Raw genomic sequence first — 19,516 nt, 5'->3', positions numbered from 1 at the left:
TGAGGTTCCGCCCTCTCCGACGAACCGAGCGACCAACCCCACGGAGCAGGGTGGCGGGGTAACCGACTTGATCGCATTGAAGATCCCGCACAAGTCGCACCAGGGCTACTTCTCGTTCAAGCCATCGAATCCGCCGCGAACTCCCTTCCACAGCGATGTCGATGAGAAGTTCTTGACGCTCGAGTACTTCGCCAGCCAGGAAAAACGCGAGGTCAATCGAACGATCGCGGCTCAGACCAGTGTGCTCGTTGCGTGGGTTGGTGCCATCAACAATGACATAGACCAGGCAAAGGTGCACGTGCGAACCGCAGTTCTCGAACGCCTTCGTTCGAGAGCTGCCGGTAGAAGGAGGTCGCGCGAGCTCATCAAGGCGCTGGAGATTCCTACCGCCCCGGTGCCACCTGACCGGGTCATGGAGATCCCGGCCAAGCCAAGGTCGGTCAGGATAACTAAACCGACTGTCGCGGCCGGAGGGTGGACGCTCGCAGACCACACGTACGAGCTTGTTCTCCGCACCGTCATCCGTTTTGGTAACGCTCTCGAGCACCGGTCACGTAGCGCCAAGCAATTGATCCTCCCCCGTTACTTTCTTTGTATCCCTTGATTGTGTGATTCTTTGAGGGTGTTGGCCTGCCAGGCTCGGCATGATTGTTACCCCCAGTCGTTCATGATCCGGGGGGTGTTGTCACCGGGCCTGGTTGGCAGTGAGTGATCGCTGATAGGGGCTCGACCCGGCATTCTGCCGAGGCCGTTCGTAACGTGGATGCCGAGACTCACCGCCGTGGTTCCGGGCCGACTTAATCGAACGGAGGACACGGTGGCAATCGAAAATTATGATCAGGTCGACGTCTTCATCGGGGTCGATGTTGGCAAGGGCGAGCATCACGCAGTCGCACTAGACCGGGCCGGGAAACAGCTTTATGACAAAGCTTTGCCCAATGATGAGGCGAAGCTGCGTGAGGTCATCGAGAAACTCAAACAGCACGGTCGAGTGCTCTTCGTCGTGGACCAACCCGCCACAATTGGGGCTCTCCCGATCGCCGTCGCCCAGGCCGAAGGCGTGCTGGTCGGTTATCTTCCCGGGTTAGCGATGCGCCGCATCGCGGACCTGCATGCGGGGGAAGCAAAGACCGACGCCCGGGACGCCGCGATTCCCCCTAGCACTGCGTGCAGGGAGGTGCCCCCATCGCCCAAGCAGCACGAACGTTGCCACATGCGTTGCGGTCAATTCAACTCGCTGACGAGCAGGTGGCTGAGCTCTCCATGCTTTGCGGTTTCGACGATGATCTCGTGGGCCAAACCACCGCCACCAGTAACCGGATTCGTGGTCTCCTCACCCAAATCCACCCCGCATTGGAGAGAGTTCTGGGACCTCGTCTCGATCACCCAGCAGTGCTGGATCTCCTGCAAAAATACCCATCACCCGCCGCGATGAAACAAGCCGGCACGACCCGACTTGGCAACCGTCTGAGCAAGCTTGCACCCCGCATGGGCCGTCGCCTCGCCGAAGCGATCACCCATGCCTTGAGCGAGCAGACTGTCGTCGTGGTGGGCACCAATGCTGCATCGATGGTGCTGCCGCGCCTGGCCGAACAGCTGGCCGCACTGCGCCGCCAACGCGCAGAGATCGCCATTGAAGTCGAGCGTCTCGTGGAGGCTCACCCTCTTCAACCCGTCCTGATGAGCATGCCCGGAGTCGGCGTCAGGACCGCAGCCAGACTCCTCACCGAGGTCTCCGGCAAGGACTTCGCCACCGCAGGCCACCTCGCCTCGTATGCCGGGCTCGCACCCGTCACCCGACGCTCCGGCTCCTCAATACGAGGTGAGCATCCCTCGCGCCGCGGCAACAAGATCTTGAAACGGACACTGTTCCTTTCCGCGTTCGCAGCTCTGCGCGACCCAACCTCACGCGCCTACTACGACCGCAAAATCACGCAAGGCAAACGCCACAACCAAGCACTCATCGCCCTCGCCAGACGACGCTGCGACGTCCTCTACGCCATGCTCCGCGACGGCACCCTCTACGAGTCCGAACACCAACTCGCCGCTTGACAAACCACATAGGGGCACCCCCCGAAGAGGCCCTCCGCGACTGGTTTGTCTTCATGCTCAACGCAAATTTTCAGCGAGAAGACGAGAGAGAAATGTTCGTCATCGGCGAGGGGGCGAACAACGCGGGGAAGGACTGACATTTTGATCCGTCAAGACGGAAAGAACGTCTTCATCGGCGAGTGCAAATTCTGGAAGGGTCCAGCCGCGTTCACGAGCGGCATCAATCAGCTCCTCAGCTATTTGGGGTGGCAGGACGTTAAGGCCGCGCTGATCCTGTTCATCAAGGCCAGGAACGCATCGGAGATCATCGAGAAGGCACATCACCAGATCTTGGGCCACCCGAATTTTCTGAGCGTGGCAGTTGCGAACACTAGTTCAGAACGGCGCAACTACTTGATGACGAGCGTTGCCGATGAGGCGATCACCGTGAGGCTCGCTTTCATCCCGATGGTTATGACGAGGGTTTGAGCTCGATCAAGTAACAGTGAAGTTTCTTCGATGAGATGGCGAACTCAACCCCGGCGACTATGCCAACTCAAGCGGGACCCACCGGGTCAATCCGACTCGGGCCCATCTCCGAGATGCGTCAACGCCGAATCGACCTCCTTAACAATTTTCCCGAACAACCGGTGATCACAAGATTCAGGGTGGCCGAATGCGCCATCGTCTGCCCGGTCGATCGAGACAACAACCGACTGGCGGTGTGCTTTTGTCGCGTTTCCGTCCGTTGTGCCCCGGGCGCTGCTAAAGTTCGTCAACGGTTGAGGCGCGGATTGGCTCCTCGCGGGATTCAGAGGATTACGACATGATGAAATTCGTCAATATTCCGCGGGTTGGCGGGCTTCTTCTGGTCGCCGCCCTGGTTGGCGTTTTTGCGGTCCCCGGCAGTCAGGAGCCTTCATCGCCGAGCTCGAATTCGACGCACGCCACGAATGTGACTCAAACCGACGCTGCCGCAGCCGAGACCCCAACTGTCCTCGAGCCAGATAATGGAAGTGTGACCGCTGATCAGGTTCAAACTCTGGTTGCTGACGAGCACCTTAAAGTCGAGGAAGTGACGACAGTGTTCGAGGGCAAAGATCTCGATCTGACCGTTGGCGTGAACGCCACTAGTGCCGGAGCGCTGGACGATCTCGACGGAGCAGTCATGGGAACTCTCATAGATATGTCGAATCTGAACGAGGGCGTGACCCACGATCCGGATCTCCAGTCGACACTAGAGAAAGCGACAACGGATGCGCACGACGGCGTCGAGTTCTCCCAGGTGATTCTTTCCGAGGCTCCTGCCGTGGTCCCAGAGGGCATGACGGCGGTCAAGAAGGACAACAGTGATCTTGCTCTGGTCTCAGATAGCGACTGTGGCAAGACTTGGTGACCGAACTGGGTGAAAGGCTCCTCCGGGGCATCCTCAGTTGCTGGTATGCGATACGGCCAAACGAACTTCGAGTGGACAACTAACTCGCGACTCACCGCCCTGAAATGCTACGACGACGTCACTTTCGAGCCGGACTTCACAACGTACAACTACGACGGCCTCCACTACTTCCACAACTCGATTGAAGCGTGGTCGACGACTATGCCGCACGGGTACAAAGACACCAAGTTTATGGATGGCGGTAATGAGCTGACTTTCACCGTTGGGACGTCCGACGCCCGGGATTTGAAGCCGGACAAGGAGTACAAGACGTATTTCCGCACCAAGAAGGGTAATTCCTCGACTGACAAAGCCAAGGTGTTCCTCCAGCGGGGCAACCGCACGCCGTCCGTCTGCCACTCAACGTGGTGCATCTTCGCGAAGGCCACGAACCAATACGTTCCGGCGTGGAAGCTCAGCATGCCGGGCAACGTTACAGTGTTCAAATGAGGTCCTCGATTAAAATCTTCCTCGCCATGGCGGTGCTTGCCGCTGCAGCGGTCTACTTTGTCGGACCACGACTCCTGGCCCCGCAGTCAGATGCTGCGAGCTCTGCATGCAGTACGAAATTCCCAGACGACAATGGCCAAACCCGATGGGACGCCGTCCCCGTTGCGGGGTGGCGTTGCGTCACTTCCAGTGGAGACCATTATATCGGTTGGTGGGCTTAGAACCAGTCAAACGTTTGGCCTATCTAGTCGATCCGTTCGTCAGCCATCAGGGACGCACTGCTGTCGGCAGAACTCGGTGCATACCATCTCGAGTTAGCGATGACCGACAAACAATGCGCGTTCTACGAGAACGCCGGGAACCACCGACATACTTCGGGGCGCACAGACGCGAAGCGTTTGCCTAGTTGACACGCCAAATGTAAGCCCTTCCCAAGGACCGGTCCGCTGGCGGAGTGGCCCAGACGCGTCAATCCGGGCTACTAGAAATTTCAGTCGCCCGCATGTCCGGGTGGGCTAAGGGAATCGTTGACTAGCCGAATCCAGCGGACGGTCTCTCTCCGTTGTCGCGGTCAGTTCTGCTAATCCGGCCAAGTTCAGCAACGAATCTTGCAGACCTGCGGTCGGTGATGCTCGACGCTACACGCGATTTCTTCGAGTGCTTGAACCGCGTCTCATCGTTCAGCATTCGAGCGTCGCCCTGGGCAACGGCTGTGGGCGATGTCGTGCTGGATGCACGCGACCTCGAGCCATTCGAGATCTCCATAGGTGGCTTCGAAGAACTTGTCCGTGCCGTATCGGCTCGGTTACTGGCCTGGTCAGCGTTGTGCTGGGTCATGATCGTGTCCCTCATCTCTTGGCGTCCGATGTATGCCGAGCGGCTGCTTTGCTGCCTACCCGATATGACGCTGGCGGCACCGCCGCGGGCGTCTATGCTCCCCCGGTCCAGCCTTTAGGCTTGCCCGTTTAGTCGGCAGCGGCGGCTGGTCCGTCGTGCCACAGTGTCGCTGCACCGCCGTGCCGGCCGGCACACTGGTTCTTGGTCGACTTCGTCGTTGAACTCTGTGCCCCACACGTCGCTGGGCTGGGCGTCCCCCAGTGCGCTGGCCCGGGCATCGAGCGCGGCAAGGGACTGTGGATTTAAAGGTGTTTCCGGGATAGTGCTTGGGCATAACAGACATCCTTCCAACGAAGACCGAAATCTTCACAGGGCAGGTCAAGGTGACCTGCCCTATGCATCAATCCCTTCCGACATAAATGTCGTCGTCATCGTTATCGAGTGTGGGGTGGGCATCGGGGCCGTAATGTGTCTGTGAATCGGCCAGACTGCGACGCAACCGACAGGCCTGCGCTTCCAACATCTGTCTAGCCTGCGCCAAGTCAATCGGGACTGATGCATGGTTTGGCAACAACTAGAGTTGCTGACCCTCGTGGTCTTTGCGATCTTGGTGATTCTCTTAACCATGGAAAGTACACTTGTGACACCGAGGGTCATGCACAGCACTTTCACTACCCCCCAACGTCAGACGGAAGTTTCGCAAAGTTGCACGCAAGGATTGAGGCGACAGACGCCGCGGCGTATGTGGTCGCGCCGATCATTCTCACTTCCGTCCCTGTGAGGTTTAGGTAGACACCCCGCCCATGCGTGATGCGAGGGTCTGCCACGATCCCATAGGCGTAGTCTCCGCCTTTGTGTTCTAGGGTCTGCGTCAGCGTGGTGCCGTTCACTTCGTAATGGGTCAGCACTGACGTGCCGTTGACGTCGTAGGCCCAGGGTGGCGTGATCTCGCCGTTCGCGTCACCGGCGTCGTTGTTGATGGTGACACTTCCGTCCTCGTTGAGGGCCAGTTCTGCGATGTCACCACCGAGGACGAAGTCGTATGATTCGGGGGCATCGGCTGCTTGAATATCAATCACAGTGCGGACGCCGCTGCCAGTTGGCTGGACAGCAATTGCAGAATCGTGTGCGGCTCCATCAAAAACGACCCGGACCCCGACCGGCGTGTTACTGACCCACGCTCCTAAGCCGATCTTCTTCGGCGGGAACCATCGATTGCACTGCGCCGCGTCGCCTGGCTCCCAGACCAACCGGTCCGCCGGATCGATCCTTCGATGCCCAGGCCGCAGCCGGCGCACGTTGTCGCGAAACCAGGTGATCGAGCCGTCCCAACCGACCCGTTCAGCGATCATCGTCGCCGGCATGTCCGGCGTCTCGACCAGCGGCGCACGAACCCTGGTCTCAAACGTCGTGAACGCTGTCTCAACCGGTTCTCGTTCGTATTTCGGCGGCCGATTTGAAGCCACCACACGGTCGATAGGTGCCCTGCCGATCATCAAGTCCCGTGCAACCTGCCGACGCGAAACCCCGTCCGCGACAAGCCGGCTGATCAACGCCCAACCTTTCACAGAAATCACTCATCCAATCTGTCTGAGTGGCTTCGTTTCGCATCGGCATTATGGCCTCATTTTCGAGCGTCGTCGACACCCCGGACGGACCAAACCGTCCGGAAAACTCGAGACAGGTCAAACGCTGCTGTCACGGGTTTAGCTTTCTTGTGGAGCCTCCATTGACCGATTGAGCATCGCTGTGGGAGCCTACGCGTAGCGACTAACCTGCAGCCACATTTAGTCTGAACTCATCGGGGGATGAATGAATATCAGTAAATCCATCGGCGCTGTTGCGGTGACCGCAACCCTTGCCTTGGTCGTGACCGCGTTTCCTTCCTACGCTGGCGAGCCTGCGGCCCCATCGGTTGGCGAATCGGCTGCTGCTCTGACTGGTCAGGGAGATCTGAAGGCCGAAACAGTTGCGTCCAAAGCAACCGAACTAGCGATCTCCAAAGATGCATCAACCGGCGTTGTTCTTAGCCCACAGTCGGCGGACGAGGTCTCGATCGGCTTGCCGGACGCAGCCAATCGCAAAGACGGCGTCACCGCCGGCGGGCTCAAGGTGTATCGAAGTCAATCGGACACCACATCGGTCATCGTGAATCCAACCGACACTGGGGTGCAATTAGCCGCCATTCTCGGATCGGCAGACGCACCGTCGCAGTACACCTACCCGATCAGCGGACCAACCGGGTCCCAGACCATCCTCGACGATGAGGGCGGGGCAAGCATCGTCGACACCGACGGCCAACCACTAGCCGCAATCGAAGCACCATGGGCACACGATGCGAACGGTAAGCCAGTCCCGACACGATTCGTACTCTCGGGCACAAACCAACTAACCCAAATAGTCGACCACACGGACGGGAACTACACCTATCCGATCACCGCCGATCCCAAAGTGTTTAACTGCGACTTTTACACCTCAACATGTGTGAAGTTCACCAAGAGCGAAACGAAAGCAATTGCGAAGAAAGCGCCCGCAGCGGGGGGCCCAATTACTGCGTTCGTGGCGACCTTTTGTGGCAAAATCCCACACGTGCTCGGAAGGGCCGCGTGCGGCGCGGTCGTCGTAGCATTTGCCTATTCACTTGGAAAGAGTTTTACGTCAGCGGCGAAGAAGGGCAAGTGCGTTGAAGTTCACTTCATGCGAACACCAATTTTCCCGTTTCATACCCTGCAACGATGGAAGACGGAGAAGTGCTGATGTACAACCTGACAGGGCTTGTCCAAGTCCTCACCGGCCTCTGGATCGGCGTGCTCTTCACACAGTTGGCAGTTGACGATTCTGGGAACCACTTGGGTAAGGCGCTCACGATTGGCGCTCTCGGCACTATCGGGTTTACCGCCGGTTACGCGATCCTGGGCTTCTATGACGCGCGCAAGAAGGCCGGTCAGCACGACAATGCTTGACTGACGTATTGACGTTGACAAGACGTCCAACCGCCGATCGACACACTGACCCATCGGAGTCTCTTGACATCAAATAGTCAGGGGAAACTCTGGATTTACCTGAGAACCGATCAAGTCGGGTGTTCTATCGGGGCAGGTCAGGGCAGTCGTGGTTGTCTTCTTGTTCGTGATCGTGATGTTCGCGGGTATCCTCGGGCTTGGCTATTGGCTCGTGGCTTCGGACCACGCCACTCTTACTTCTTCAAGCGCGACGTTAGGTCCGATCTCGACAATCGTTTGGTGGCCCAGTGATTTTTGCCATTGCGAATCGGTGGGCGCCTCTGTGAAAAGGTATGGCGCCGGGTCGTTGCCCGTTGGCCCCCATTGGCGGTAGAGGGCCGCGGCTTCGGCACCGATATGCCCTTCGCGGCTGAGCGCACAAAGATCGTAGAGATCGCGGGGTGTTTGGCGGCCCTGCCATGCCAACATTTTTGCTGCTGCGAAGGCGGCCGGTGTCAGCCCCCGTAGATTTGCTCGTGGCGCATCCAAGTAGCGCTGCTCAAGGGCGGCAATCTCGGTGGGCCAGTCTGGGTAGCCCACTGAGGACAGCAGTTGGATCTGTACCCGGATGGGGCCATCGACTTGAAGAACCGCTGGTTCTGCGCCCTTGGTTCGGGTAAGGGGCGTCAGCCATTCGATGTTGCCATGAGTTCGTGAGAGCCCAGACTCGAAAGCTTCGGTGATCGCCGAAGCCATCTGGGTCCGGTTGCCGGTTGCGATCAGGTCGATGTCTTCGCTGAGGCGCGAATTGGTCAGCAGTGTGCGAGAGAGCGCGGTCCCTCCAAAGAAGATCAAGTCCTCGCGTTCGGGCATCGTGCTTAGTGCCCCGAGCAGGTGCGAGATCAGATGGTCTCGCCTAACCTGGTCGGGACCGACACCGAACTGCTCTTGCACTCGGGCTAGATCATTCTGGCTGAGGCCGATCGACTGCGCGAGGGGTCTACCAGACCGCTGATGGACGCGCCCCGTGAACTGGCCGCCCTCTGAATTCGCGGCACCGTGTCGATCAGTCACCGCAAAGCCTCAATTTGCTCCAAGGCTGTCACGGCTCGTTGTTCGCGCGCTAGCCGTGCGAGCCGGTCCTCGTCGATTCGCGGCAGGAGATTCCGCATTGCTTCTCGGGCTTCGTTTACGTCGCCGCCGAGTTCGGGACGTTTAGCTAGATCAAGGAGAGTTTGTTCGACAGTAGTGACGAGCGCCTGGCCGGTCTCAAAGGTTTCAAGGCGTGCATCGAGGCCGTCGGTGTTGCGCGCAACGAAGAGAACCTGGCCCCCGTCTTCGAGCTCGACGGGGCGATGCTGACGAGGCACCGCAACGACCACGTTGCCGATTGCACGCGGGATGGCTTGATGGAAGCGGGCTGCGGAAACGCCCATGAGAACGACATTGCGTTGTCCGAAGATCGCTGCCGCGATCCCAGCGCCGGCGGCCTCAATCGTCGGCTTCCAACCGTGACCTTGGTCGTCTGGAGTTGCCACGACATAGCCATACGCGAGACGTTTGACAGCACCCGCGTCGATCATGCGAGCCATTTCGGCACGAGGGTTGACATACAGATCAGCCAAATCCTTGGGCCGCAGAGTGCGCAGAGGTGCTTGCGTTAGCGCCAGGGGTGGTCGAGTCATGATTCCTCCTTAGTATGTAAAGCGTAGCCTATATGACGACAGTTTGCATACTGATGCATTCATTGCGCGAGTCAGCGCGACGCCCACTCCTTCCACTCTTAATGCCGTCAGCCCATCGCTGGGCTTTGGCCGTCACCAAGGGCGCGCCCGGTGACCTAGGCGCCCTCGATCTGAACAAAGACGGCATCAGTCCCAGATTCGTAGTGATGACGAGTCATCTCATCTACTTCTAGTCGGCCTACTCGCTTGTCCAATAACAATCAATATGTCAAGTAAGCCTGACAGAAGCCTATCCCCTGCCAAGGTTTCATGACACAATAGCGGGTATGGGATGGATCAGCAACGACGGACAGCATGAGGGCTTCCTTGAGGCGGTTCTCGCCGATGGATCAGCGGCGTCGACCAGCAACGCTGACGGGCCAGTCGTTCACGTCCGTGACGATGCCGGGAACTACACCGGTCGCGATGAGCAACGCTCTGATGATGAGGTCGTGGGTTGGCGGCTGTGTTGTGACTGCGCGCCAGCTGCCGGTGCAGGCGCTGGGGCCGGCGATGGTTCTAGCTGGGTGGGCGAGGTGTGGCAGCGGGTACCGACTCCGATGCTCGAAGATATTGATTCCGGTCGCATCTATGCGGCGCCCGGCGAGCCGGCGAGTGCTATTGGCGAACGACCAGACGTCGCCGAGACTGCTCGCGCGCGCTGGCTCAGCATCCATCTCTCCCCCCTCGACGCCCTTGCCGCCATCCGGCACGCACAGGAGAACATTGCTGCCGAGGCCGAACGGCTCAACGAGGCCGTCGCCTACGCCCGAGCAGCCGGACAAACGTGGCAGACGATCGGCCACGCGGCTGGCATGAGCCGTCAGGCAGCACAGGAACGGTGGCGCTCCCCCACCAAGTGAATCGGGAGGGTTCGAGCGAGCCGACCATGGTCTGGTGTTGGCCCGATACGATGATCAGCGTGACTAAACCGGGTAATCTCGCGCTGCCGGAGGACTACACCGGGTTCTTGACGTCGCTCAAGAGCCGCGTGCAGCAGGCCCAATTGACGGCCCAGCGAACCGTCAACACCCAGCTCGTCGAGCTGTATTGGGACATCGGCAACAGAATCCTTGAACAGCAGCATCGAGAACAGTGGGGTGCTGGAGTCATCCGTCGGCTCGCTGAAGATCTGCGGGCAGAGTTCCCGCAGATGAAGGGGTTCTCACCCCGGAACCTTCAATACATGACCACGTTCGCACGCTCCTGGGATACCGAACCAATTGCGCAACAGGCTGTTGCGCAATTGCCCTGGGCCACATCACTGTGCTGTTGGACAAACTGGACACCGCCAGCGCACGCTCCTGGTACGCCGCCGCCGCCCTCGAATACGGTTGGTCTCGCAACGTTCTGATGAACATGATCATGAACAAAAGCCTTGAACGCACCGGCACCGCACCGTCAAACTTTGCCCGCCACCTTGCCGCCGAAGACTCAGAACTGGCCCAGCAGGTGTCCAAGAATCCCTATTCCTTTGAATTCCTCGGCCTCTCTGGCGCGGTAGCCGAGCGCGACCTTGAACAAGGACTCATGGACCGCATCACCGAAACTCTCCGCGAGTTAGGACACGGGTTCGCGTTCGTCGGCCGCCAAGTCCATTTCGAGGTCGACGGCGACGACTTCTATCTCGATCTGCTGTTCTTTCATGTCGAGCAACTGCGCTACTACGTTGTCGAGCTCAAAACCGGAAAGTTTCAACCCGAATACGCTGGCAAACTCAACTTCTACGTGGCCCTGGTCGATGACCGGCTCCGACGCCAAACCCATGGCGACACCATCGGGATCCTGATATGCGGCAGCAAGAACGAGCACACCGTCAGATATGCGTTGGCACGCTCCACCTCACCGATGGCTGTGGCCTCATACACCTTCGACCAGCTATCAGCGGCCGAACGTGACCTAGTTCCAGCCGAAGACAAATTCACCGCGGTCCTCGATTCGATACCCGTCGAGAGCGAACCCGACTCCACGTAAATGACTCTGCCACTCCCCCGCCGCCACCGCGGCAGCGACCACTAAATGGCAGCTATTTCCGCACGCTAAATGGCCCGGTACACCGTCGAGCGGGCGATGCCGAACAGTTCGGCGGTCGTGCGTTCGTCCGCCTCGTACCGGTCGACCACGTGCGCTCCTTGCTTCGGATTGAGTCTCGGCTTCTTGCCCTTAAGTCGGCCATCGCCTTTGGCGACCACGACGGTATCCCCCGCACGACAAGCCGCGAGCGCTTCGCGCAGTCCGGGTCGCTCGCGGTTCGTGCCAGTCAGTCCATGATCGACATAAATGCACTTCTCAGCCATGCCAAGATCTACAAATACTTTGCGTTGCGCGGTGAGGTTCTGTTCGCCGGCGGAACAACGGGCGTGCCCGATCACCCGTTCCGACATACTGCTGAGCGTCACCGTTTGGCCCCCGCTCATCGGAAATCCCACCGGGCGGGGCTTACGGGACGATTGGGACGCGAGCAGTGTTGAGCGCCAACGTGTGCGCGCGCAGTTCCTTCGCCGGGCTGGTTTCCCCTGACAGAACGCCCGGCCATGACTCAGCTCAAGGGAACGTGAGCGGTAAAGCAGTCGGGTTGGTTTCACACGCTGAATTCTCGAGAACGAGAACCAGAGCGAGTGCGAAGGGGGCGGCGAGGAGGAGTCGGGTGTTCATTTCACGCAGCCACCGGAGCCACTGACCGAAGCGATTCCATCGTCTTCCCACACGCGGGCGCCCATCGTGGTGGTGCCTTTGGTGAAGCTGATTTCTTCGTCTCCGGGTCCTGGATGGGGGGTCCAGCCCTTAGCTTGGAGGTTGTCGGCGATCTCTCCTCTGAGTCGGGCGAGGGTGCCGGGTTTGACTTTCACCCGCACGATGTAGATGAGGTCTTTGCCGGAATCATCACGGCCCGGCACACAGTCGCCGATGTCGTTTTGTCTGATTTCGGGGTCGGTGCCGACCTGCGCGGCGAGGGCATCGATGTCGGTTCGTGCGTGCGCGGCGACTTCGTTAATCTTCTTCATCTGGTTCTCCTTGCTATCGCCACAACCGGCGACGATGAGGGCGAATGCGATGACAAGGGCGACGAGGACGGCAGAAGGTTTCATGGGATGTCGATCCTTTCACCCGGTGTTTCCCACCCGGTCTGCACCCGGTGTGGAAAGGTCAAGGTTCCCAGATGGCCGGCCTCCCAATCGTAGGCCGGTTCACGATAACCAGTCGCCGTACCACCGATGAACACTTGACGCATGTCCTCCCACGCATCAGATTTCGGTTGGAACACTCCGCCGTGTGCGTCGGCACCAATGTTGGGTTCGTTAGAGCCGACCTTGTTGCCCGTGTCCAACCGTTGAGTGCCAGGGAACGTGTCGGGATCGGCGCCATGGCCGACATCGTCGCTAACCGGAACCTTGGTCGACTGTTCGACGATATCGGCCGCGTCCTCGCCGCGGCCCTGGCTGTAGCCGATCGGATCACCCGGCGCGGTCATCGAATAACGATCCACCCCGGCTTGCGAGGTGGGCAGATCGGCGGGGGTAGCGATGTCGTGGCCCATACCAGCGGACTCAACATGCATGACCCGGTCGGCGTCCAGCCCAGCCAATTCCGAACGTCCCACCACCGCACCGCCGTAGGAGTGTCCGGCGTAGGTGGTGTGGATCGTGTTGCTGGCGCCGGGAGACTGGTCGATTTCTTGGCGCACGTCGTTCGAGAAATTGGCCAACACGGGACCGAGATCACGCGAATAACTCGCGAACGGCGCATCCTTGGCAACACTGTCGGGCATATCGCCGCCCAACCACGAAATCATCGACAACTCACCAGGGCTGCTGGCATCGACGAACAGCTTGGATCGCGTCGCCGTGTCTTGGAAGTTAGCCATATCGGCGCCGGTGCCCGGAACGAGGACGCCCACATTCTTGGTGGTGGCGCCGATCGGGCCGTGGAGTTCGGCGATCGCCCCATCGCCGGCCGGGTCAAACACAATAATGTGACGGTCGTTCGCCAAGATCGACTCATACAATGTGATGCGATCTTCTGCGTCGCCGATCGGACCCCCAAGATCGTCGTTATTGCGCCCCAAAAAGTCCCCGTCGTGCTGATGGTGTTCGTGACGTGACTGCAGATCGGTGAGGCTGCCGCGTTCGCCATCGAGCGCCGCGATCACCGCCACCGTGTTCGCATCGGCCCGGTTCGCGAACGGCACCCCCGACAAATTGCCGACCGTGGCAGGGAACAACATCGCCAGCATCGACGCGCTGCCAGGGCCGAGGGACTCAAACAGCGCCCGCGCATCGTGGCGACGCCGCTCCATCACCTCACCCGCACCGCCCGGCGTGGTCACGAACGAGCCAACCAGGCCAGCCAGCGCCGATTCGGGCCAACCGTTACCCATCAACGGTTGGTGCTTCATCAGCGTGGTCGCCACATCGGGATGATCAATCAAATACTCCCGGAACTCAGGCGCACTCATGCCCTCCACACCGGCCGGCAGCGTTCCAGCCGCGATCATACGAATCACCATGGCCGCGACCGCAGCATCGAAGGCTTTGCGTTTATCGTCGCCGGTCAGGACGAGCGTCGGCCACAGCGAGGCCGCAGCCAACGAGATCAGACCGGCGCGAATGAGATCACGGACGTTTTCGTCGGTCGGACCCTGACTGAAGTCGGTAGCGATGGCGTCGGCATCCTCATCGAGGACGGCCTCGGACTTGAGATAACGGGACATGAGTTGCGCCTTGACCATCGACCCGATCGCGGGACGATCGATCGTGACGGTGCCCGCCTTGACATCCGGGTCGTGCTGTTCGGAGAACACTGCCGCATTAACCCTGCTGTGAAAGTCAACATTGATCCGATTGACACTGTCATCAAATGTGTCGACATGGCCGCCGAACCGATTGATCAAAGCAACCGCATACAAACCATTCGCGGCAAGCGTTCGCGCGGCGGCTCTGGCGGCTCGCGGATTCGCGACCACACCGGACACAATATCGCCCTCGACCGCCCCAGCGATCCGCTTCTCATCGATCTCAAGCTCACCGACCAAGGATTGGATCACACCAGCATTGTGGGCCGGTGCTTCGGCTGACGCACGAATCGCGTCGCCAGTGACCGGATGATAATCGAACGGCCCCGCGGTGCGTGCCACCACCTCAACACCCCCCAGCGCTTGATGCGCCCACCATAACGTGGCACCGCGACCGGACAGCCTCGCCTCGTTACCAACAATCCCCATCGCGGCATTGACATGACACTGATGCGATTCTTGTACCGGAATATTCAAGACAATCCTCGGCGAAACGTCAACCCATGCGGGCAGACATCGCAACACTAACGCCGCCGTGCGCACTGCCCACATACAGCGACAACAACACCAAACCCACAACGCAACCGATGAAGGATCCTGCCCCGGTTACAGATCCTCTTACGGGCGCCCGGCCAAGGCCCGGCTTGCGGGAATGCGGGCGGTAAAGCAGCCGATCTGGTTTCACAGATTGGGGTGTCCGGAGCTGGGGTTCGGCATACAGGACGGCAAAAGACCCAGAATCAGGCCCAGAGGCGCCTTACGATTAACAGTCATACGCGGCTACTAGACACTTGTTGAAGGATCGGTGTCGGGCCAGACTCGATCTAGGTGCCTGGCGAAACGCTCTCTTCTGGGCTGCCGAGAGTCGCGCGAGCACCTCTCAGCACAATGAAATGGCCCATTTCTCACCCACATCGGGCATCGTCAAAAAAGTGTGCCCAAAACCGATATTTGAGCAAAAAGAAAACCCCCCAGATTCGCCGGCATTCCGGGGAAAACTAGGGGTTTCTCTATGGCGGTGGCGGTGGGATTTGAACCCACGGTGGGCGATAAACCCACACAACATTTCGAGTGTTGCACCTTCGGCCGCTCGGACACGCCACCGCGAAAGAGATTACTAGACGTCGGCAGTGAACCCCCAATCGCGTCCGAATCCTGGGGACGGTTAGCCAAAGTCAGACGGCTGACGCCATACGGCGGACCGCCTCGGCAAGGATTTCCGGCGTCGTTCCATAGTTGAGGCGTACGTGACCTGCGCCGGGCGAACCAAAATCGGGACCTGGGATGAGTGCGACCCGGCCACGCTCAAGGAATACTGCCGCCGGGTCGTCGTCGAGGTCGAGAGCCCGGCAGTCGAGCCAAGCCAAATACGTGCCTGGATCTGAATGACATACGACCTCCGGCAACTGCTCGGCCAACAACGACGCGAGCAGCTTGCGGTTCTCTTCAAGGTCGACCTTGAGCGCATCGAGCCAGTCGCGCCCATCATTCAGCGCCGCCGAATGGGCGATGACACCCAAATGGCTGAGCCCATGCCAGACGATCTCGGGAATACGCGCCAGATCGTCGACCGTGCCCTCGCCGCCGACGATGACAGCACCTTTGACGCCGGCCAGATTCCACGCCTTCGACGCCGACATGACCGAGAACGAGTTTGCTGTGCCGGGGACGGACAAGTATGGCGTGAATGTCCCAACCGCCAATGGCGCATGGATCTCGTCGGCGACGACCCTGACCCCATACCGCGTGGCCAGTTCGGCAACCGAAGACAATTCTTCGAACGTATGGATGACGCCATTCGGGTTGTGCGGATTGCACAGTAGGTAGGTGACCTGAACCCCGCCGAACGTTGCCCGCTCGAAGGCCGTTTCAAGCGCGACCAGATCGAGCCGGCCGTCTTCCCCGAGCGGCGCCTCAACGATCGACCGCTCTGCGTGGGCGATGAAGCCGAAAAATGGCGGATAAACCGGCGGACTGATGACGACCGGATCGCCGGGCGCAGAGATGAGTCGGATCACCTCAGAGACCCCGACCATGACATCGGCGACCTGGGAGGTGCGTGCCGGATCGAGGCCGGTCCAACCCCAGCGGTCGGCAGCAAAGCTGGCGAGCGCCTTCGGATAGGGCACGAGGTCCGGATAACCGGTGTCGCTGTCACGCACTGCGCGGAGCAGCGCCTCCTTGACCGGTTCGGCGATGTTGACATCCAACTCTGCGATCCACAACGGCAACACATCGGGTTCGTAGAAACTCCACTTGATGCTGGTACGGCGGCGGAGTTGTTCAAGACTCAATTCGCGAAGTGGGTGCATGCCGCCATCTTGGCCCATCATTGGTTCGTCTGGGAATCAGCCGTCAAAACTTTCGCGTCGATCGCGAAGACCCACCGTTGTCCCGGCCACTCACACAGGCTCCAAAGCTCGCCCCGCCCAGGCCAAAACGTGATGTCCTCGGGGCCTGGCGGCAACACTCCACGGCGGATCGTGAATTCACCGGGTTGGCCGACCCAAAGGTCGCCGGGGTTCTCTTGACCACGGCTGGCGGTCAGCACCCAGGTCCCGTCGACCAGCGCGGCGCCCTGCATACGTTCGACCTGCCGATCGAACGCGCTCTCCGGACTGGCATGTCCTCGATGGTCGGTGTTAAGTAATTGGGTTTTGCGGTCCAGCGCGAAGCGCATCAGCCGGTGAGTCCCGCCCTTGCGCCCATATTCACCGGCAACAAGGTGGTCAACCGCACCGGTCCGATCCAGCGACATGAACGAATATGTCATCGGCGCTGCGTCGGGATCGTTCTGGGCCATGAACGACGTGAACTGCGGCAGAACATAACGATAGCCGCTAGTACGAGCACGGTTTTGGACTCGCACAATGTCATCAAGCCGAAATACCAGCACGCCCTTCTTGGTCCCGGCAACATAGAGATAACGGCCGTACCAAACGATGCCGCCAGCATGAACGCGTACGGGACGCAGCCAGTTGCTACCGAGAAGACGCCGCGGCGCCACCAGCAGCACGTGTCGGTAGCGCGGCGCATCCTCATCGGACAGGTCCAGCACCGAGATCCGGGAGCCGAGCAGCAGCCAGCCGAGCCGCCCGTGGCCATACCAACTCACGATGACAACGGGTCGCCCCTCGTAACGTCCCGCGTCAGTGTCGGCGCCATAGGCATCGGCCGACGTTGTGATGCCTTGTGGGTACCAGCGCTTCGTTTGGGCATCCGAACGCTGCCAAACCAGACCACTGCTGACCGCCTCGCCCGGTACGTCCGCCCGGGCCGCCAGCCGGTTGGTGTCGGCGAGTACGCCGCGCAAACCAACCCGATTGAAACGGCCAAAGAACCGGTCCGAAAGCGTCAGTCGCCGTGGCGCCTCCACCAGTCGGTATGCCTCTGCCTTCACTCGGACAGCGTACGACCCGCCTCGACCGGCGAAGATTCCTCCGCCTCAGGATCGGCTACTGGATCGGCCGCACGGCGCCGTCTTCGAGCGTGCACCAACGCCGAGGCGGTGCCCCAGATGCCCTTGCGGAACAGCAACACCGTCAGGATGAAGATCGAGCCGGTCACAATGCCATTGGCATCGACGCCGGCGGTGGCCAGAAAGTCTTCGAGTTGCACCACAATGCCAGCGCCGAGCAAACCTCCCCACAGCGTGCCCATACCGCCGAGGACGACCATCACGACAACCTTGCCCGACGTCGTCCAGTAGACCTCTTGCAGCGATGCGAAGCCATGGTTGGTCGAGAAGATGCCACCCGCGATGCCGGCGAGGAAAGCCGATAACACGAAAACGATGATCTTGTACTGGCCGATGCCGTAGCCGAGCGAGCGCGTACGGTCCGGATTTTCCCGGATCGCGACAATGACTCGGCCGAATGGCGAGTGCACGATCCGCCAGGCGACGAACACGCCGAGCATGATGACCGGCAAGGCCGCGTAGTAGAAAGTGAATGAGTCCGACAAGTCCACACCGAATAGATTGCGGGGTATGCCCTGCAGCCCGTTCTCGCCACCGGTCACAGCTCTCCACTGATTGGCCGTGTAATAGATCAGTTGAGCGAAGGCGAGTGTGACCATCGCGAAATAGATGCCCGACTGGCGCACCGAAAGATAGCCGATGGGGATGGCAATCAGTGCCGCCATGAGTCCGCCACCCAGCACGGACACGTAGAAGGGAACACCAAAATGGATGGAGATGATTCCGGTCGTATAGGCCGAAACGCCCCAGAACGCGGCGTGGCCGAACGAGAGCAGGCCGGTGTAGCCGAGCAGCAGGTCGAGGGCGACCGCGAACAGACCCCACGCGATGATGTCGGTCGCGACTGGCGGATAAATGAACCACGGCAGCGCCAAAGCGACGAGTACGCCGATCCCCAGCAACAGCCATTGTGTCGGCCGCGCCGATTGCATGAACCGCGAGATGATCACGAGACGCTCTCCTTAGCCCCGAACAGACCAGCCGGGCGCAACAGCAGCACGAGTGCCATCAGGACGAACACCAAACTCTGTGAGAGTGACGGGAAGTAGTAGTTGCCGATCGAGGTCAGCATGCCGATGAGATAGCCGGCCGCGACCGAGCCAAAGACCGAGCCGAGCCCGCCGATGACCACCACCGCAAACACGACGATGATCAGATCGGCACCCATACCGGAGTTGATCGCCCGCATCGGTGCCGCGAGGACTCCGGTAAGCCCGGCGAGCGCCACGCCAAAACCGAACACCGGCGTGATCCACCGTCCGACGTTGATGCCGAGCGCGCCGGTGAGCTCAGGTCGCTCGGTCGACGCCCGCACGATCATGCCGACCCGCGTTCGGGTCAGCACGACCCATACAAGGATCGACAGCGCGACGGAGAAGACCAGAACGAACACCTGGTAACGCGGATAGTCAAACAGCCCGAGATTGAACGATCCCTTGAGCGCATCCGGGCGGGAGTACGGCTGCGAGGAGACCCCGTATTTGAGGCGTACAAGATCCTGCAGAATCAGCGCGAGCCCAAACGTCAACAGGAAGTTGTACAGCGGGTCGAGCGCGGTGAGCCACTGGACCATGGTGCGCTCGATGACCATGCCGAACACCCCCAGGACAACTGGGACCAGCACAAGTGCGAGCCAGAAGTTGACGTGGAAGGTGTTCAGCGCGGTCAGCGCGCCGAATGCCCCCAGCATGTAGAACGCGCCGTGGGCGAAGTTGACCACACCGAGCATTCCGAAGATCACCGAGAGCCCGAGGGCGAGCAGGGCGTAGAAGCTGCCACTCACGAGTCCGGTGAAGATCTGCTGGAGCAATTCAGTCATCGGCGCGG

19 protein-coding genes, 1 tRNA gene and 1 pseudogene are annotated in these 19,516 nt (G+C 60.1%); 10 read left to right on the top strand and 11 right to left on the bottom strand.

What is annotated here, in order from left to right; translation table 11 throughout:
* Positions 1-67 precede the first annotated feature (67 nt).
* The 5 genes and pseudogenes from AC2YB9_RS01165 (at position 68) to AC2YB9_RS01145 (ending at position 3,916) form a co-directional block, all read left to right on the top strand.
* The gene (locus AC2YB9_RS01165) at positions 68-604 is read left to right on the top strand and encodes a hypothetical protein (RefSeq protein ID WP_487266929.1); all 537 of its coding nucleotides are present in this window, start codon (positions 68-70) and stop codon (positions 602-604) included.
* A 159-nt stretch (positions 605-763) separates the two neighbouring features.
* A pseudogene (locus tag AC2YB9_RS01160) lies at positions 764-2,052 on the top strand (IS110 family RNA-guided transposase).
* A gap of 141 nt (positions 2,053-2,193) precedes the next feature.
* A complete protein-coding gene (locus tag AC2YB9_RS01155; RefSeq protein WP_487266928.1) occupies positions 2,194-2,520 on the top strand; it encodes a hypothetical protein in 327 nt (108 codons plus the stop codon).
* A 337-nt stretch (positions 2,521-2,857) separates the two neighbouring features.
* Positions 2,858-3,427 (top strand): hypothetical protein, encoded by a 570-nt coding sequence (locus tag AC2YB9_RS01150; RefSeq protein ID WP_487266927.1) that lies wholly within the window; start codon positions 2,858-2,860, stop codon positions 3,425-3,427.
* A 9-nt stretch (positions 3,428-3,436) separates the two neighbouring features.
* Positions 3,437-3,916, top strand: coding sequence for a hypothetical protein (locus AC2YB9_RS01145; protein WP_487266926.1), 480 nt, complete (start codon positions 3,437-3,439; stop codon positions 3,914-3,916).
* A 1,508-nt stretch (positions 3,917-5,424) separates the two neighbouring features.
* Here AC2YB9_RS01145 and AC2YB9_RS01140 read toward each other — a convergent pair.
* On the bottom strand, positions 5,425-6,330 hold the full coding sequence (locus AC2YB9_RS01140; protein WP_487266925.1) for a hypothetical protein: 906 nt from the start codon (positions 6,328-6,330) through the stop codon (positions 5,425-5,427).
* Positions 6,331-6,565: 235 nt separating this feature from the next.
* Here AC2YB9_RS01140 and AC2YB9_RS01135 point away from each other — a divergent pair, with 235 nt between their 5' ends.
* Together AC2YB9_RS01135 and AC2YB9_RS01130 are read left to right on the top strand one after the other, a co-directional pair.
* Positions 6,566-7,510 (top strand): hypothetical protein, encoded by a 945-nt coding sequence (locus AC2YB9_RS01135; RefSeq protein ID WP_487266924.1) that lies wholly within the window; start codon positions 6,566-6,568, stop codon positions 7,508-7,510.
* Complete coding sequence (locus AC2YB9_RS01130; RefSeq protein WP_487266923.1) at positions 7,489-7,716, top strand: hypothetical protein; 228 nt, start codon at positions 7,489-7,491, stop codon at positions 7,714-7,716. Before AC2YB9_RS01135 ends, AC2YB9_RS01130 begins: the two co-directional genes overlap by 22 nt.
* Before the next feature lie 201 nt (positions 7,717-7,917).
* On the opposite strand, the gene AC2YB9_RS01125 is transcribed toward AC2YB9_RS01130, so the two are convergent.
* A complete protein-coding gene (locus AC2YB9_RS01125; RefSeq protein WP_487266922.1) occupies positions 7,918-8,769 on the bottom strand; it encodes a nucleotidyl transferase AbiEii/AbiGii toxin family protein in 852 nt (283 codons plus the stop codon).
* Positions 8,766-9,380: a type IV toxin-antitoxin system AbiEi family antitoxin domain-containing protein gene (locus AC2YB9_RS01120; protein WP_487266921.1), complete on the bottom strand. Its 615-nt coding sequence runs from the start codon at positions 9,378-9,380 to the stop codon at positions 8,766-8,768. The genes AC2YB9_RS01125 and AC2YB9_RS01120 overlap by 4 nt, the downstream gene beginning before the upstream one ends.
* A gap of 326 nt (positions 9,381-9,706) precedes the next feature.
* Between AC2YB9_RS01120 and AC2YB9_RS01115 the strand changes: the two genes are divergently transcribed.
* From AC2YB9_RS01115 to AC2YB9_RS01105, 3 genes are read left to right on the top strand one after another with little or no spacing between them, the layout of a single operon-like run.
* Positions 9,707-10,282: a hypothetical protein gene (locus tag AC2YB9_RS01115; RefSeq protein ID WP_487266920.1), complete on the top strand. Its 576-nt coding sequence runs from the start codon at positions 9,707-9,709 to the stop codon at positions 10,280-10,282.
* A gap of 59 nt (positions 10,283-10,341) precedes the next feature.
* On the top strand, positions 10,342-10,773 hold the full coding sequence (locus tag AC2YB9_RS01110; protein WP_487266919.1) for a DUF1016 N-terminal domain-containing protein: 432 nt from the start codon (positions 10,342-10,344) through the stop codon (positions 10,771-10,773).
* A gap of 11 nt (positions 10,774-10,784) precedes the next feature.
* Positions 10,785-11,393, top strand: coding sequence for a PDDEXK nuclease domain-containing protein (locus tag AC2YB9_RS01105; protein WP_487266918.1), 609 nt, complete (start codon positions 10,785-10,787; stop codon positions 11,391-11,393).
* Positions 11,394-11,458: 65 nt separating this feature from the next.
* Here the strand turns inward: AC2YB9_RS01105 and AC2YB9_RS01100 are convergent, their stop codons facing one another.
* The 8 genes from AC2YB9_RS01100 to AC2YB9_RS01065 all read right to left on the bottom strand — a co-directional run bounded on the left by AC2YB9_RS01100 (position 11,459) and on the right by AC2YB9_RS01065 (position 19,508).
* On the bottom strand, positions 11,459-11,836 hold the full coding sequence (locus AC2YB9_RS01100) for a recombinase family protein (protein WP_487266917.1): 378 nt from the start codon (positions 11,834-11,836) through the stop codon (positions 11,459-11,461).
* Between the two features lie 234 nt (positions 11,837-12,070).
* A complete protein-coding gene (locus AC2YB9_RS01095; RefSeq protein ID WP_487266916.1) occupies positions 12,071-12,508 on the bottom strand; it encodes a hypothetical protein in 438 nt (145 codons plus the stop codon).
* Positions 12,505-14,688, bottom strand: a complete 2,184-nt coding sequence (locus AC2YB9_RS01090) for an alpha/beta hydrolase (protein WP_487266915.1) — start codon at positions 14,686-14,688, stop codon at positions 12,505-12,507. The genes AC2YB9_RS01095 and AC2YB9_RS01090 overlap by 4 nt, the downstream gene beginning before the upstream one ends.
* Positions 14,689-15,224: 536 nt before the next feature.
* A tRNA-Ser gene (locus AC2YB9_RS01085) sits at positions 15,225-15,315 on the bottom strand.
* Between the two features lie 71 nt (positions 15,316-15,386).
* Positions 15,387-16,523 carry a MalY/PatB family protein gene (locus AC2YB9_RS01080; protein WP_487266914.1) on the bottom strand — a complete coding sequence of 379 codons (1,137 nt, stop codon included), beginning with the start codon at positions 16,521-16,523 and terminating at the stop codon, positions 15,387-15,389.
* Positions 16,524-16,540: 17 nt separating this feature from the next.
* Positions 16,541-17,611, bottom strand: a complete 1,071-nt coding sequence (locus AC2YB9_RS01075) for a hypothetical protein (protein ID WP_487266913.1) — start codon at positions 17,609-17,611, stop codon at positions 16,541-16,543.
* Positions 17,608-18,639, bottom strand: coding sequence for a branched-chain amino acid ABC transporter permease (locus tag AC2YB9_RS01070; RefSeq protein WP_487266912.1), 1,032 nt, complete (start codon positions 18,637-18,639; stop codon positions 17,608-17,610). Before AC2YB9_RS01070 ends, AC2YB9_RS01075 begins: the two co-directional genes overlap by 4 nt.
* Positions 18,636-19,508 carry a branched-chain amino acid ABC transporter permease gene (locus tag AC2YB9_RS01065; protein WP_487266911.1) on the bottom strand — a complete coding sequence of 291 codons (873 nt, stop codon included), beginning with the start codon at positions 19,506-19,508 and terminating at the stop codon, positions 18,636-18,638. Before AC2YB9_RS01065 ends, AC2YB9_RS01070 begins: the two co-directional genes overlap by 4 nt.
* Positions 19,509-19,516 lie beyond the last annotated feature (8 nt).

The organism is Aeromicrobium changchenzhani (assembly GCF_057586615.1).
This window is presented reverse-complemented; position numbering and strand designations above follow the sequence as displayed.